The organism is Marinicellulosiphila megalodicopiae (assembly GCF_045862395.1).
GTDB lineage: Bacteria > Pseudomonadota > Gammaproteobacteria > Pseudomonadales > Natronospirillaceae > Marinicellulosiphila > Marinicellulosiphila megalodicopiae.
The window spans coordinates 4,237,981-4,252,827 of record NZ_AP023087.1; the positions used below are offsets into that span (position 1 = coordinate 4,237,981).

The window sequence follows — 14,847 nt, forward strand, 5'->3', positions numbered from 1 at the left end:
TGAGATTCATAATTTATGTCGTTTTGGTTAACAAAACTAAGACTGAAAAATAAAGATAGCCAAAGCTTATTGAGTCTTTATAGTCAGTCAAAACACCCTTTGATTTTAGAAATTATTTCTGAACGATACAGTCATGATCTCTATCATTATATTTGTAGCTTAAACGGCATAGAAGGCAGTGAAGATATTATGCAAAATATTTGGCTGTCTTTAATAAATTCTCAAAGCAAGTATGTTGCGACTGCATCAGTCAAAACCTTTCTATTTGGCATAGCCAGAAAGCGCCTAATCGACTGGCAGCGCAAACATCATTTTTTCAATAGCGTTCAAACGGATAGTGAATTACAAATTAACGCCATTGAATCAAATGAGTTACCCCTTGACGAATCAATTTATCAAGATCAAATTAAAACTAAATTCGATCAAGCACTAATGACTTTAAGTTGCGACAAACGCGAGGCATTTATTTTAAAACAAGAAGGCTTTAGTCTTGACGATATCAGCGACATTATGCAAAGCAACGGTGAAACGATTAAAAGTCGAATTAAAAGTGCAAAAACAATCATCAGTGATGCATTAAGAGGTGATGTATGAACGATAAAAAACAACAAAATGACGATCAATTAAATCGTCTTTATCAAACCCGTAAAGGGCAATTTAAAACGCCCGATTCTGTAAAGTTTAAAACACCAAAGAAAAATACATTCCATAAAACAAACAGTACATACAATACAAACGATGACACGCCATTTTGGAAAAGCTGGGGGTTTTATTCAAGCCTGTCTGCTTTTTCATTAGTGTTAGTCATTGTACTTCCAATGATGAATTCTCAATTTCAATCAGACTTAATTATTTCTGAACAGGCATTTGATCCACAGGAATCATTACAACTTTTGAATGACAGTGAACAGTTTTCTCCAGACATTATATTAAGTGCAGAGCCTTCAGAAAAAAAAGAATCGCAAGCCAAACAAAAAACTCAAACTGAAAGCATGCAATTTAGCCAACGTAAAAAATTAGATCCTTGTATTGAAAAAAAGCGATTAGTTGCGCAACGAGAAACATTAAAAGATCGAATAACCAGTAATGACATTGGAAAAAACATCACTACGCTTGAAGCTGAAATTAGTGAATCAAATGATTGCTTGGAATAAAAAAACGCCCAATACAAAATGAATTGAGCGTTTAAATTCTATTTTTTAAAATAAGAAAAACCGTTTTAAATAATATTTTCTACAGGAAGATCGTCAGCATTTAGATCAAATTTATCGCTAAACGGGTCATTTTCAATTCCAGCCCAACGTCGTAATATACGATGAATATGTCGTGGTTGTAATGTTGGCATTGGATTATTATCGTCCTCTTCACCAAAGGCAATCGGCGATAAATCTAACGAATTTAATTGCAATGCTCGATGCCCACTTGAGGATTGTCCAAATACTTTGCCATATTGAATCTCACGTCCTTGGGTTAATGTACTTTCAGGTTTTTGCATAAATATCATTGAATTAACTGGCCAATGATCTTTGCCATTGCCATCATTGTATTTAGGTGTCCTTGAAAATTCAGAACCAATCACAAGTCTAATTCGATCCTCAATTCCTAAATACTTAGCGCGTTGCCATAAAAAATCCACACCATCTGTTAATGTAGATAATGCATTGGCATGACGAGTATCGTGATTACCATGGGTATCAAATCCTCCAGTACGCAAATCAGCTGCTACCATAACATTAGCTGCCCCAGCGGCAAGTGTAAGTTCAATCTGATCTAAAAATCCATTTCCACTGTCGTATGAATCTGCAGTCACCCAATTTTCTTGTAATTCATCACCCTCTTCATAACCTTTTCTTAATTGAAGTTTTAAACTTTCAAGGTCATTATTTTCTGATTGTGCGGATGCAAATTGACTCAATACTTTTTGAGTATAAGGCAATCCATTTCGCGCTAACAACCGATCTAATCTTGCTTGCTTATATTGTTTAATTAAATCTAAACTTTCGGTGCCTACAAACTTTTTAGTATCGGTTTCTCGACTAGTGTCCACTTTATTTGGCGTTGCCAAATCTCTTAATCGCCCTGAATTTCCTGACAATAAAGTAGGGCTAATAATGCCACTGGTTGCAGCGTATCCACCATTTGAAACAAATGCCATTGGTAAACCTTGACCATATGCTTGAGCAACTAAAGCGGTAAATGTAGGTAAGCCTTCACTAAAACGCCCACTCCAAGTATTTATAGTACCCGCTTCATGGGAGTTAGTTTGCATGTCGATGCCATTAATGATCATCATTTTATCGCCATGATTGGTGAATAATTTTTCGTTCGCGCCAAACGGTGCGTAAGTGATTTCACTATTAGGTACTACTGATGCTGGAATATCAATTTCTTCTCCAGATTCATCTTCCCCTTTACTCCAGTTGTTCACTAAAATATTTTCAGTATTGCCGTTTCGATCGGTGTAATCATAATTTGTTTTAGGATCACATAAACTTGTCACATCCCAGCCTCCTCGAGCTTGCAATGTGATATAAATTGGCCCTGTATAATTAGCAGCTGCAAATGCTTTTTGTGAAATAGGGGTGCCTGCAACTAATCCTGCGGCACTAAACGATTTTAAAAAATTACGACGTTTCATTTTTGCGCCCCTATCGATAAATAAATTTGAAGTCAGACATTAAATATATAATTACTGCCTGCCAAGATTTCAAAGTTTGTTCTGGATTTTTATAAGGCCATACAGAAGTGTCCCATTGACGACCGCCTGTATTACAATATTCATTATATATAGGGTCTTCACTATTTTGACTTGGGTTATCAGAATAATTTTCATCATTCATTCGCATATTCCAAACTGCTGTAAATAATGCAAGAGTTTGATCTACTTCTGGATCATCATCGTCTAAATCTTCACCCAAAATATCAAAATGCAATCGCGCTATTTGATGGCGAATATTATTGATGTCTACTTTGTATACACCCGACGCATTTTCAGGCTGGGTTTGTGGAACATAAGACAATTCAACAAAACGCATTAATCGTCGCTCACCTTGGGGTAAAACAAAATCTTCCATTAACATTCTGCAACTAAATTCTCCGGTCATGCGTTCAATCACTAAACCCATCAAACTGGTTATTTCACTTGTGCGTTTTTCAATTTCGTCAGAATCAATTCCGCCGTAATAAAAATAATAATCGCTTAATAGTTTTCGATTTGATTCGCTATTTGATAAATTATTCCAACCTAACTGTGTCACTGCGTAAATTTTACGATCTAATTGTTCAGGAGTTAAAAGCACACCTTGACCTGCAACAAATTCAGTATTGGTGTTGATATCTTTTCGATCTAATGCTCGGTATTGATCGGACAACACCATATCCACTAATAAATCTTTTAAATTTAATTTTCTAAATCTGAAATCACTGGCTAAATCTTTAATTAAATTTTGTTGATACTCATAAATTTGTGCGCGTTCGGAATAATTTGCATCGGATGTATTAACAGGTGCATTAATTGGATCGGTACCAAAAATAACTGGATACCAAAACTTAACCGTTCCTGTTAAAAACCGTTCATCTTTTACAATTTTATTCGCCAACCACTGAGTCGCATCTACGTATTTTTCTTGATCTTGTAACGATTGATACCAAAACTCTTCATCTTTATTCATGTTCTCGCTTTCAAAACCTGCCGGTATTAAATTATCTCGATACCATGTATCTTTTGTGTGATATCGAAGTGGATTACTTTGATTACTGCCACGTTTTCCCTCTCGAATATATGAATTAGACAAAGTAGTTGTCCCGTTTTCTTTATGCAAATACTCTCCTTCATCACCATAACTTTGAAAAGTACCTGCAATTGGATCCATGACTTTATGACACCCAAAACAACTTGAAGCTGGATCACCTGGATTTGTAAAGTTAGTTAATTCTTCAGGGTCTTGGGCGCGAACAATACTGCCCTCTAAATCGACTCCCAAAAACATTTGAAGCGTTTGATTTGCTCTTGCGCGGTTACGCCCTGTATCGGTTGATTGGTATCGATATAAAAAAACAGGAGAGGTTAACAATCCAGCTTGGGGTAATCGTTTTTTTCCTTCATCGGTTTTACTTAAAACATGATCGGGCAAACTAAAATTAGTCTCGCTATATTCATCCATAATAAAACGATATTTAGTGATGTCACCTTTTTGCCAATTATCAAATTGTCTCACTTCACCTTTAAAATCATCGCCCATTAATCCCGGACCTGAATATCCGTTCACTATTATATAATCAGCAGTTAATACTTCAGAATACGGCAAGTCATTTTTAACTACATAATTGATTAGACGTAACGGCATCTGCTTTAAAGACAGGTCAATTAAATCCCGTGTTTCATTTGACCCATCCCCCCCAAGATTTTCATCGTAAAGTACATCGCGCAGTGGATAATAATATCCTTGCACAGAGGTTCGACCATTAAACTTATTCGTTAATAATCGATCATTTGCAGATTCCATTAAAAACTTTTCAAAATTTTCACCTTTCATAACATTATCTTTAAGCACTCGGCGTAAAGAGGAAGCACTCACCACTTTTGCATATTCAACAGAGGTAGGTAATCGTCCGGCAAATAAAAGCGTACTTTTTCGTAAGGTTTGATCAAATGACTCGATATTCACATCAACGGATGCAGACTGATTAAGTTGATCACAGCTACTTTCTTCGTCAGTGTGCACTAATGCAATAAATTCATTTAAATTGGCGTACTCATCACTTTGTACATCAAATCGAATGCCGCCTGTGTGAAATACATCATTATCCCCTGAAGGCTTGTCTAATAAGACTTGCTCAAATCCATCTAAAATATAATTGCGCATATTTAAATAATTATTATATTGATCGCCATTTTTGATTTTAAGCTCATTACTGCCATCATGATCAAAATGACAGGCTGAACACTGTGCGATAACAGGCAACACTTTTTGAGTGAAATAATCTTCTGAAGTTGAGCAACTTCGAGCATTAATAGAAAAATCGTCTTCGTCGGAAAACTGAACCTGCTCTTTACATGAAACCAGAGCAAACAATATTGATAATAGGGAGAGTGTCTTGAAGTTTGGCATACAACCATCACCAGAAATAAAATAGATGGTTTCATATTACATGAAAATCAAAACTTTACAGGGCATCAAGGCAGATAAAGGTATTTTTTAAGGGGCATGTATCATGATAAATGCTGACTTCAGCACAGTTTTCGACATTTGTTACACAAATACAAATCACATTCATGGCTCAACACCATGAAATTAGAGGGGTTGTTATTTAAACAGAGCTGAAAACTCAGCTCTGTCATGATTTGTTAGGATTTTGTTGAATTGGGTTATTGCGTGTTAGCTTGCAAGCTATTTTGTGAACCCATCGTCCATAAATAATAATCACTGGTTGAAATAACAGAGTTGGAACTTGAAAGGTTGATCCAATTTAAGAACGAATCACCACTGCCATTTTCGCGAAAACTAATTGGATATTGCATCCCTTCAGGATAAGAAAACCCTTGGGTAACCATCGCATTTTGAGAAGTTGAACCCACTTGCAAACTCACCAAAGGTTTTAACGCCGCTTGTATTGGCAATAACTCAGAAAACGGACTCATTTTAATTTCATCAGAAACCAATCTTGCAAACTCAATGGCACCAGCCACTTGTAAGTGCACATTATCCGCGCGTCCATCTTTATAATAAGAATCAGGAAAACGACCAGCATCAACATTCATATAATACATAAACCCAGAATAGTCTTGACCTTTAGATTCTAACAATTCAATGCCTCTGCCATCTAAATCCACTAGAGGCACATTAAGTTGAGCAGCTAATTCACGAGTCACCACAGGATGTTCGTGATAAGAATCATAAACGGTACCGTCGGCATTATAACCATTACGTGGAATGGTCGAAACCAAAATTGGGTGTCCGCCTTTTGCTTTTGTTTCATTCACATAACGCGTTAAATAATCTTCAAACTCGCCACCGGTTGGCGCATAACGCAGTGGATCAGATGAATTACGATCGTTAATTCCAAATTGAATTAATACAAAATCTCCCGGATTAATCAGCTCTTTTACAATTGGCCAATATTCCGCTTCGTTGTAGTAACTTTTTGAGCTTCGACCTGAACGCGCTCTGTTTTCAACTGTGATTTTATTGGCATCAAAAAACGGCTGAATCATTTGCCCCCAACCACGTTGTGGATAAAACACATCGGACCAAGTAGCTACGGTAGAGTCACCAATAATAATTAATTGTTGATGAGGATAATTTGCAAAGGATTGTGTAAAGTTTGCTGTCACACTGACATCTTTTTCTGGCATCACCCATTGATACGGCATATCCGTTTGAGTTTGGCTGTCATCAATATTCCAATTTAGAAAACCACTATTATTATCGGTAATTGCTTGTAATGTAATTGGTGCATTTGCAGGATACGCATTAGATTTGGTCACCCAATTATCACGATCTCCAACGGTATTAATTGTTAGATTATAAGTAGGTTTTAATAATGACGTTAACCAAGCAATGGATTCATTTGAGGAAATTTCATTTAAACCTTCAACAATTAATCGCGCCATTTCTAATGCGCCGTGCTGTTGAAAATGCGTGTAATCATTCACACCATCTTCAAAACGATCGTATCGCCCACCAGGTAATTGTAAAAACAAAAATTCATTGGCATAACGCTCCCCTACTTGTGAAACTAAATCCCAAGATTTTTGATTTAAATCCACAACCGGGACATCCATAGCAACACCCAAATCTTTCATGGCTGTCGCGTAATGATTTCCATCTTCAGTAAACACATTGCGCAGCGCGCCATTTCGATAAGCATGCACAATCATCGGTGTCACTAAAATTGGCGTCACCCCAACTGCACGAGATTCATTGATGTAAATTTCAAGATAATCCACAAAATCATCTACTGGTGTAAAGCGTTCTTCTTTGGTGAAGTCTCGATCGTTATGTCCAAACTGAATAAATAAATAATCTCCCGCTTGCATATCCGCTAATGCAGTTTGCCATCTGCCTTCTTGATAAAAACTGCGAGAACTTCTTCCGCCAATGGCTTTATTGGTAACACTTAACCCAGATTGCTGATCAAAGAAGTAAGGTAGCACTTGACCCCAACCTGTTTGCGGAAAATACGATCCAGAATAATTGGTAACTGTCGAATCCCCAATAATATGTATCTTTGGTCCGGGGATTGTATTTTGATTAACACTACAGCTGTAAGGATCAGGATCTTGAGCAGAATTGGCAACCACACATTGCTGTCCATTTTCTATACCAAATCCGTCACCGTTTATGTCTGTCTGGTTTCCATATTCGCAATAAGTTTGGTTGTTTGAAGTGTAATCACACATTGATAATTCAACAGTACAATCATTCACCCCCAAATCAATCCCTTTGATGGTTAATGAATCAATATTTGCCAAGCCTGTTTCTGATTGCGCTATTAATTCAACATCATAGACACCCACATCTAAGTATAAAGTTGCACTCACATCAAACCATTGATCCCAAACCCCTGGATTCGCTGTCGCAATTAAATTGGCTGATTGATTCGTTGATTGATTCGTTGATTGATTCTTGATGTGCAATTGCATTGGGCGATCAAGCGCTGATCCATTTGCATAACGCACGCTCAATTGATGATCTCCTGCTTGCTTGACTTCAAATTGATAAAAAATCGTAGCTCCATCGTTATTATCACTATTGCTATAACCATCGATAGAATTGGCGTGCTGCGTTTCAATCACCCCCTGCAACAAACACAACCCATCGGTTTCTTCTATGGTGATGATTGGTGTAAACATTGAATTTTGTGTTTCTGTATCTGTCTCTGTTTGAGTGACAGTTTGAGTTGACGTAGCTGTCATTGTTTGTGTAGCTGTTTGTGTAGTAGTTTGTGTAGTAGTGAGTGTGGCTGTTTGGGTCTGGGTTTGATCGTCCGTTTGAGTTTCAGTGACATTCACACTTTCAGTTTGAGTATTGGTCAAAGTAGCGTTTAAATTGTTATCCGTTAACGTTTGTGTGGCCGCATCATTATTAGACACAATACAGCTTGATACTCCCATTAAAATCATTGCATTAATTAAAATGCGTGAGCGTAATTTTAAATTCATAACACTGTCTCGAATTTTTTAAATAATAGTGAAAAAGCATTCACATACATTTAAATTATATGGGAATGTTTAAGAGGGTTTATTTAAGGTTGAACCACATAAATACTTGGCTGCTTAGGCTCATCCATTGCAGGATCAATAAAGTAACTTGGGTGTGGCGGTTGGTTATACGCTGTATTTTGCCAAGCAATTGCGCTGCGATATTGAGCGTCATGCATGAAGGTAAATAAACGATGTTCCGTAGCATAATCCGTGGACATAATATAAAGCTTTTGATTATCCGCTGCGCGTAAAATGATCTCTTCTCGCCAATCTCCAAAAACATCCGCCAATAATGTAGGGGTACTTTTTGAACCATTATTTGAAGAAATATCGATATCTTGATAAATCGTCAACATACGCTCTTGAGCTGAAGTGTTGTAGTTCCACTTATCTAATTTAGTACCATCTAATAACTCACGTAATAAGTCACCATCCCAATATACTAAGAAGTTAGTTGAGCTTGGTTTATTTCCAGCATCCACACCTTTAGACGTCATCAAGCCGCCTTTACTGTTCCAAGTTTCCATACCCGGTAAATTAGGATCAATATTTGCTGCCACACCACGACCTGAATCGGCGCCTGCTTCTTCCATTTTCCAAATAATTTCACCGGTTTTTGCATCATGTAATTCCGCATAAATGTCTTGATTTTCATGAATCATAAACACCTCTAAACCTGGACGATCCGGATCAATATCACTTACATGCAATGCATCACCATGCTTTAAGTCTGTGTTATACATTGGTGAACCGTCATCATCCACAGTCATCGCACCGTAAATTATTTCATCTTTTCCATCTTGGTCTACATCAGCAATCGACAAGCTGTGTGCGCCCTGATGTTGATAAGCATCAAGCCCTGTGTCGTTGGTATCAAAAGTCCAGCGTGCCGTTAATTGACCATTTCTCCAATCAAATGCGGTTATCACTGTTCGGGTGTAATAACCACGTGCCACGATGATTGAAGGTCGAGCACCATCTACAAACGCCATACCAGAAAGGAAACGATCCACTCGGTTACCGTAATTGTCACCCCAACTAGATACCGTGCCACGAGGTGGAATAAAATCTACTGTTGCCATTGCAGCACCAGATTCTCCATTAAATATGGTATAGAATTCAGGGCCCGATAAAATATAACCATTGGTTTCTCGGTAATCTGCATTGGCATCTCCAATCACATTACCCAAACCATCAATGGTGCCATCAGCAGTTTTCACCCCCATTTCTGCCTTGCCATCCCCATCAAAATCATAAACTGTAAATTGCGTATAATGTGCCCCTGCTCGAATATTTTTACCTAAATCTATGCGCCATAATTGCGTGCCATCCATTTCGTATGCATCAATAAATACATGACCCGTCACCCCTGATTGAGAGTTATCTTTCGCGTTAGTTGGATCCCATTTCAAAATAATTTCATATTCGCCATCACCATCTACATCTGCAATGCTCGCATCATTAGCTGCATATTCAAAATCTGCTCCTGGTGCGGGTTGATTGATATCAATCCCTTTGAAGTAATTGGACCATACTGAATCTTCTTGATATTGCAGATCACTTTCAACGCCATTGCTGACAACCGCAACTGAATATACTGAATTCACTGTTCCATTTGAATCAATCCAGTTTGTGCCCTCTGTAATGGGTGTGCTATTTAATTTAGTGCCATCACGGTAAAAATTAAACGCAGTATTAAAGCTTTCGGTGCCTAATAAGCGCCAGCTCACCATCACATCACCACCTTTTGTGATATGAGCATGCACACCACGAGTTAAATACTCTAACTGCTTAGCGCCATCTTCAACCAAACAAGAAAGTGTTTCAAAATTACCCTTTGTAAATGTCATATTATCAATATTTGCTAATCCGCCAGCACCTGTTGATTTAAGCTGAATGTTATTTTCACCCGCAAACAAAGGAACTAAGACATTCACAATCTGCCAATCTGTCCAGCTTTCTGTTTGAGCAAATTCAACCTGGGTGGAAGCTTGTCCATTAATATAAAACTGACCTGGTCGGGTGTCTGTGCTGCTATTTGCGTAGCGAATCGCAATATTAGCGGTAGTATCTTTGGCAACGTCTATTTTCATTGATATATATGAGTTCACTTCATTAACGGTATTTGAGAAACCCTGGCCGTTAAACCCTTCCCAATTGCTTTGTACTTCGCCTAGTACATCACACCAACCTGCGCCATATTCTTCAATAATCAATGTCACTTCAGGCTCTGGCGGAACCGCTACTAAACTCCCTACTGGCGAGTTAATTACCAATTGCTGCTCAGTAAATTCATTAGCACCGGTTTGACATGCTTGATTAACAGGATTAAAAACAAAGCGCTGAGAGGCTGATTGCGCTTCATTTTGCTGAGTAATAGCCGAAAGCTTTTCATTGGTTTCAAGCGTTAATGTTAATCCGCTATGAGCTGGCACAACACGCCAAGGTTGAGATGCATTATCTCGTTGCACATAAAACCCCAACGTTTGATCTGCCTGTTCTAGCACGCCATTAATTTGGGTGTCATTATCTTCAACAGCCAATAACAACGAAGAATGTGCCGCTGTAAATTGCCATAAACCCGCACTTATTTCCGTCGCCAAAAACTGTTGATTTTGCGCATCTAAATTATCCCAAACAATAATATCTGCTCCTGCTAATTCACTAACACTCAACACATCCCAAACAAAGCCATTGGCCACAGATTGAATTTGATAACGTTGGTTATTTTGTAAATCATCCAAACAATAGGCATAGCTATCAGCTGGAGTTTGTGGGTCAGTTTGAGTATTGCCTTGTGTTTCGGTTTCGGTTTGCGAAGAAGTATTGGATTGCGTTTGCGTGCTTGTTTCAGACTCGGTTTGTGTTTGCGTCACTTCGACAGTTGTCATCGTTTGTGTTTCGGATGGAGTCTGAGTCTGACTTTGAGTGTCTGTAGTTTGAGTGTCTGTAGTTTGAGTGTCTGTAATTTGAGTGTCTGTAATTTGAGAGTTGGGTTGCGTTTGCGTACCGTCTTGAGTAGTTGCCTCATCAATGGGTGCCTGTATACAGCTCGTAGCGACCCCCAAAACCAATGCATTAGTAGCAAATAATAATTTTATATTCATGAAATAAGCCTAACGTTTGATACGTTTTTGCAAATTAACTGCATATTTGTCGCAAACATATTTTGTTGTATTGAATGTATTCATTTTGATAACATTGTTACCAAAATGTTATTAAATGCATTATTCATACAAACCACAAAATAAACAAAGAGTTTTCTACAATTATGTTATTTTTGAGAAGTTCATTTGATTTACCTGTGAACTAGGCGATTTTAAGTGCATTTTTAACTACACACTGTGAAAGTAAATAAGAAAATCGCCCTCCATTTTTTAACAAAATTTACAAAAAACAATGGAAAAATACATTAACAATAAAATCCACCCCAACTATTTAACACAAAGTCGTTTTAAATTATTATTGCTTGCGTTCCATGCCCGATTAACAATGACAGCATGTCTGATGCATTCATATTTAAAGGAGTTAAATCATGAGAATTAAAATTCGTAATCTATCCATCGCTATCGCCATAATTGCATTGATCATTGCTGCAGCAAACTTCAAATAATCCAGAAACTTACCCATCATCTAATTGCAATAAACTGCAACTGGATGATTAAAATTCAATCTAATTGATTAGCTATAAAATCATTTATAAAACAATACATGCTTATTTCGTTCACATTACATGCAAAGTTATTTCTTATATTTAAGGAATCTCTGATTTAGAAAGATAAAAATCTTGCTAAATCAGAGGCTTAATTCACCTTAAACCCCAGAGAAACATTATGAGAAATACAATTCGCAATCTATCCATCATTATTTCAGTAATAGCCACTTTAATAGCGATCACCAATTTTGCACTAGCACAAACCCATTCAACAGATGACACATCAATTGAACATTCAACTTTCAGTCAAAACGCAAACTATAGAAACCAACATCCAAACCCCATGCAACAAATGCTGCAGCAAATTAACTTAAGTGATACACAATCTGAAAAAATAAATGAAATTTTAGAAACATCGCAACCAGATCAAACCACACAGCAGCGTCCAAGCTTTGAAGCACACAAAACTTTAATGAAGCAGATAAAATCCGTTTTATCTGATGCACAATTAGCCCAACTTGAAAAAAACCAGTCAAATATGAGCGGCAAACGAAAAGGCCCAGCTCAAAAACAAAGTGAATACTTAAAAACAAGGTGAATACTTAAAAACAAAAAAGGGTGAATCGAACATAGATTCACCCTTTTTTTAATTAGATTGCTATAACAAATATCTGCGCAAATACTATTGAAGTTTACACATCAAAAAGAAACAACCACTCCAAGACTACTTACTTCTAAAAAAGTAAATGCTCTAAACCATAAGCTAACTCGTTGCGATCAACGACTTTTTTACATGCCAAACAAATACCTGGCATAAACGACTCACGAGATTGTGAATTATGCTCGATTTTTAAAGTCTCGCCTGTGCCACCAAAAAATACAGTTTGCTGAGCAACCACACCTGGCAGACGAACAGAATGCAATTTAACACCTTCTAATTCAGCACCACGCGCGCCTTCAATTAATTCTTTGTCACTTGTTGGAGTTGGCGCTTGAGTGCGGGCCGCATTAATAATTTCAGCCGTGCGTAATCCTGTACCTGATGGACTTTCTTCTTTTTGCGGGCTGTGGGCTTCGATCACTTCTACGTCAGGCATATATTTTGCCGCTTCACCTGCAAATTTCATCATCAATACCGCACCAACAGAAAAGTTAGGGGCAATTAAACCACCTAACGATTTTGATTTAGCCAATGCTTGAAGCTTTTCAACCTGCTCTTGTAAAAAACCGCTCGTACCAATGACTGGGCGTGCACCTGCATTTAAAATGGTTTGCGCATTAGCAAAACCAGCTGAGGCAATAGTTAAATCTACCACCACTTGAGGTTTTAAGGTTTCGATGGTTTTTTGTAAATCATCTTGATAATCAATTTGTCCAATTAACTCTAAATCTGGATCATTTTTAATTGCTTCACAAGCTTGTGAACCCATACGGCCATTTGCGCCATTAACGATAACTGTAATCATGTTTGCACCCTATTTAACGTAATCTAAAAATTAATCGCGAATATACGGATTAAGCAATATATTGCAAGGATTCAGAGTAATTAGATAATGTACTTTAATCAATCAAAGAGAATAACCGAGGGTCAGATCCATTTTTAATAACCTAGGGTCAGATCCATTTTTTGATAACAGATAGCAACCCATCAATTTCATACATCAAAAACTAGCCTGGGGTCAGATCCATTTTTAAGTTACTGCGCAGTTTTGCTGACAAATTACCATTTATGGATCTGACCCCAGGCTAAAAAACAACCTTAATCGTAAAAAATAGCATCGATCCCTTGGCTTTGTTGCTTTGATGTTTTGGGATTATCTATAAGTCCTGTATATTACCCACCTCGAACCATAATTTATTAAGATAATATTAAAAACAGGAGACAACTATGAAAGGAGCCGGAGGTAATTCAGGCGGTATTGGTCAATTTTTTATTGGCTTTGTGATGATGTGTGGTGGGTTTTACTTATTGCTTAATTCCATCAACGTATCTTCAAGTTTTGCTTTAACATCAAGACTGTATGGCAGCTCTATGTTTGGTAGCCAGTTCAGTATCACAGGTGGCATCATTATGATTCCGTTTATGTTTGGTGTTGGTTTTTTATTTTTTAATTCTAGAAATATTTTTGGCTGGTTGTTAACCATAGGTTCAATCACTGCACTGATTTTTGGTGTGATTATGTCAATTCGATTCAGCATTAAACCGATGTCAGCATTTGAGTTGATTTCTATTTTGGTATTGGCAGTGGGTGGCTTAGGTTTATTTTTACGTTCGTTTAAAGATTACAATAAAAACAATTCTACCGAATAACTCCTACTTATCTGTTAACTGTTATCTGTTAACAAGGACCACTTCTCAATCGGTCAGTATTGCACTGACCGACTCTCAATCATTTAAAGCTCGCCCATATTAGCAAACCGTTTAATCGCATCAATGGGTAAATGATCACCCTCGTCCTGTCCTTTAAATATTTTAACCACCTCACCTTGTTCATTTATTAACAATTCCATCGGCATCGAAAAAACATTCCCTTTAATTGGAAATGGCCAATACCCCTTGATAAACATCGCATACATTAACGATGGAAAGTGTTTAAAAAACCCTTTTATCACCTTAAGCACCGAACGCTCGACACTAAACGATTGATAATATTGGTTAGTACTATCAGCCAAAATATAAAAGGGCGCATGATGGTCTGTCGCGTGTTTTTGTAAATGATCTAATGGGGAATCAAATATCGCAACAATGGTAAACTTATCCGAAAATTGATCATAATTTTTGATCAATTGATGAATGCGTAAATTGCAAAATGGACAGGTGGCAAATCGATGAAATGCCACCATGACACGCTTCCCCTTCAAGGATGACAACTCAAATTGCTGACCATCTATATTAGGTAATACAATATTTTCGATTGTTTGATTTAACTTAACAGACATATTTTCGACCTTTATTGAAACAGTTGTTTCAATAAATATAATCCAC

The 14,847-nt window shown here is 37.3% G+C and carries 10 protein-coding genes; 4 read left to right on the forward strand and 6 right to left on the reverse strand.

Annotated elements, in window-relative coordinates; all coding sequences use genetic code 11:
• Nucleotides 1–15: 15 nt before the first annotated feature.
• A complete protein-coding gene (locus TYM08_RS18235; protein WP_422380580.1) occupies nucleotides 16–594 on the forward strand; it encodes an RNA polymerase sigma factor in 579 nt (192 codons plus the stop codon).
• Nucleotides 591–1,154 (forward strand): hypothetical protein, encoded by a 564-nt coding sequence (locus tag TYM08_RS18240; protein WP_422380581.1) that lies wholly within the window; start codon nucleotides 591–593, stop codon nucleotides 1,152–1,154. The genes TYM08_RS18235 and TYM08_RS18240 overlap by 4 nt, the downstream gene beginning before the upstream one ends.
• Nucleotides 1,155–1,219: 65 nt before the next feature.
• Here the strand turns inward: TYM08_RS18240 and TYM08_RS18245 are convergent, their stop codons facing one another.
• From TYM08_RS18245 to TYM08_RS18260, 4 genes are all read right to left on the reverse strand, one after another.
• Nucleotides 1,220–2,638: a DUF1501 domain-containing protein gene (locus TYM08_RS18245; RefSeq protein WP_422380582.1), complete on the reverse strand. Its 1,419-nt coding sequence runs from the start codon at nucleotides 2,636–2,638 to the stop codon at nucleotides 1,220–1,222.
• A gap of 10 nt (nucleotides 2,639–2,648) precedes the next feature.
• Nucleotides 2,649–5,111, reverse strand: coding sequence for a hypothetical protein (locus tag TYM08_RS18250; protein WP_422380583.1), 2,463 nt, complete (start codon nucleotides 5,109–5,111; stop codon nucleotides 2,649–2,651).
• A gap of 257 nt (nucleotides 5,112–5,368) precedes the next feature.
• On the reverse strand, nucleotides 5,369–8,164 hold the full coding sequence (locus TYM08_RS18255; protein ID WP_422380584.1) for a GDSL-type esterase/lipase family protein: 2,796 nt from the start codon (nucleotides 8,162–8,164) through the stop codon (nucleotides 5,369–5,371).
• 83 nt (nucleotides 8,165–8,247) lie between these two features.
• The gene (locus TYM08_RS18260) at nucleotides 8,248–11,313 is read right to left on the reverse strand and encodes an RICIN domain-containing protein (protein ID WP_422380585.1); all 3,066 of its coding nucleotides are present in this window, start codon (nucleotides 11,311–11,313) and stop codon (nucleotides 8,248–8,250) included.
• Between the two features lie 726 nt (nucleotides 11,314–12,039).
• Between TYM08_RS18260 and TYM08_RS18265 the strand changes: the two genes are divergently transcribed.
• Nucleotides 12,040–12,459: a hypothetical protein gene (locus TYM08_RS18265; protein WP_422380586.1), complete on the forward strand. Its 420-nt coding sequence runs from the start codon at nucleotides 12,040–12,042 to the stop codon at nucleotides 12,457–12,459.
• Between the two features lie 136 nt (nucleotides 12,460–12,595).
• Here TYM08_RS18265 and dapB read toward each other — a convergent pair whose 3' ends face one another.
• Nucleotides 12,596–13,327 carry a 4-hydroxy-tetrahydrodipicolinate reductase gene (gene dapB, locus TYM08_RS18270; RefSeq protein ID WP_422380587.1) on the reverse strand — a complete coding sequence of 244 codons (732 nt, stop codon included), beginning with the start codon at nucleotides 13,325–13,327 and terminating at the stop codon, nucleotides 12,596–12,598.
• Between the two features lie 422 nt (nucleotides 13,328–13,749).
• Here dapB and TYM08_RS18275 point away from each other — a divergent pair, with 422 nt between their 5' ends.
• On the forward strand, nucleotides 13,750–14,172 hold the full coding sequence (locus tag TYM08_RS18275; protein ID WP_422380588.1) for a hypothetical protein: 423 nt from the start codon (nucleotides 13,750–13,752) through the stop codon (nucleotides 14,170–14,172).
• Between the two features lie 83 nt (nucleotides 14,173–14,255).
• Here the strand turns inward: TYM08_RS18275 and TYM08_RS18280 are convergent, their stop codons facing one another.
• The gene (locus tag TYM08_RS18280; protein WP_422380589.1) at nucleotides 14,256–14,801 is read right to left on the reverse strand and encodes a peroxiredoxin-like family protein; all 546 of its coding nucleotides are present in this window, start codon (nucleotides 14,799–14,801) and stop codon (nucleotides 14,256–14,258) included.
• Nucleotides 14,802–14,847 lie beyond the last annotated feature (46 nt).

Bases quoted from the DNA above. Each gene is read 5' to 3' on its own strand.
- TYM08_RS18235 (WP_422380580.1), top strand. From the start codon at position 16: ATGTCGTTTTGGTTAACAAAACTAAGACTGAAAAATAAAGATAGCCAA.
- TYM08_RS18240 (WP_422380581.1), top strand. From the start codon at position 591: ATGAACGATAAAAAACAACAAAATGACGATCAATTAAATCGTCTTTAT.
- TYM08_RS18245 (WP_422380582.1), bottom strand. From the start codon at position 2,638: ATGAAACGTCGTAATTTTTTAAAATCGTTTAGTGCCGCAGGATTAGTT.
- TYM08_RS18250 (WP_422380583.1), bottom strand. From the start codon at position 5,111: ATGCCAAACTTCAAGACACTCTCCCTATTATCAATATTGTTTGCTCTG.
- TYM08_RS18255 (WP_422380584.1), bottom strand. From the start codon at position 8,164: ATGAATTTAAAATTACGCTCACGCATTTTAATTAATGCAATGATTTTA.
- TYM08_RS18260 (WP_422380585.1), bottom strand. From the start codon at position 11,313: ATGAATATAAAATTATTATTTGCTACTAATGCATTGGTTTTGGGGGTC.
- TYM08_RS18265 (WP_422380586.1), top strand. From the start codon at position 12,040: ATGAGAAATACAATTCGCAATCTATCCATCATTATTTCAGTAATAGCC.
- dapB (WP_422380587.1), bottom strand. From the start codon at position 13,327: ATGATTACAGTTATCGTTAATGGCGCAAATGGCCGTATGGGTTCACAA.
- TYM08_RS18275 (WP_422380588.1), top strand. From the start codon at position 13,750: ATGAAAGGAGCCGGAGGTAATTCAGGCGGTATTGGTCAATTTTTTATT.
- TYM08_RS18280 (WP_422380589.1), bottom strand. From the start codon at position 14,801: ATGTCTGTTAAGTTAAATCAAACAATCGAAAATATTGTATTACCTAAT.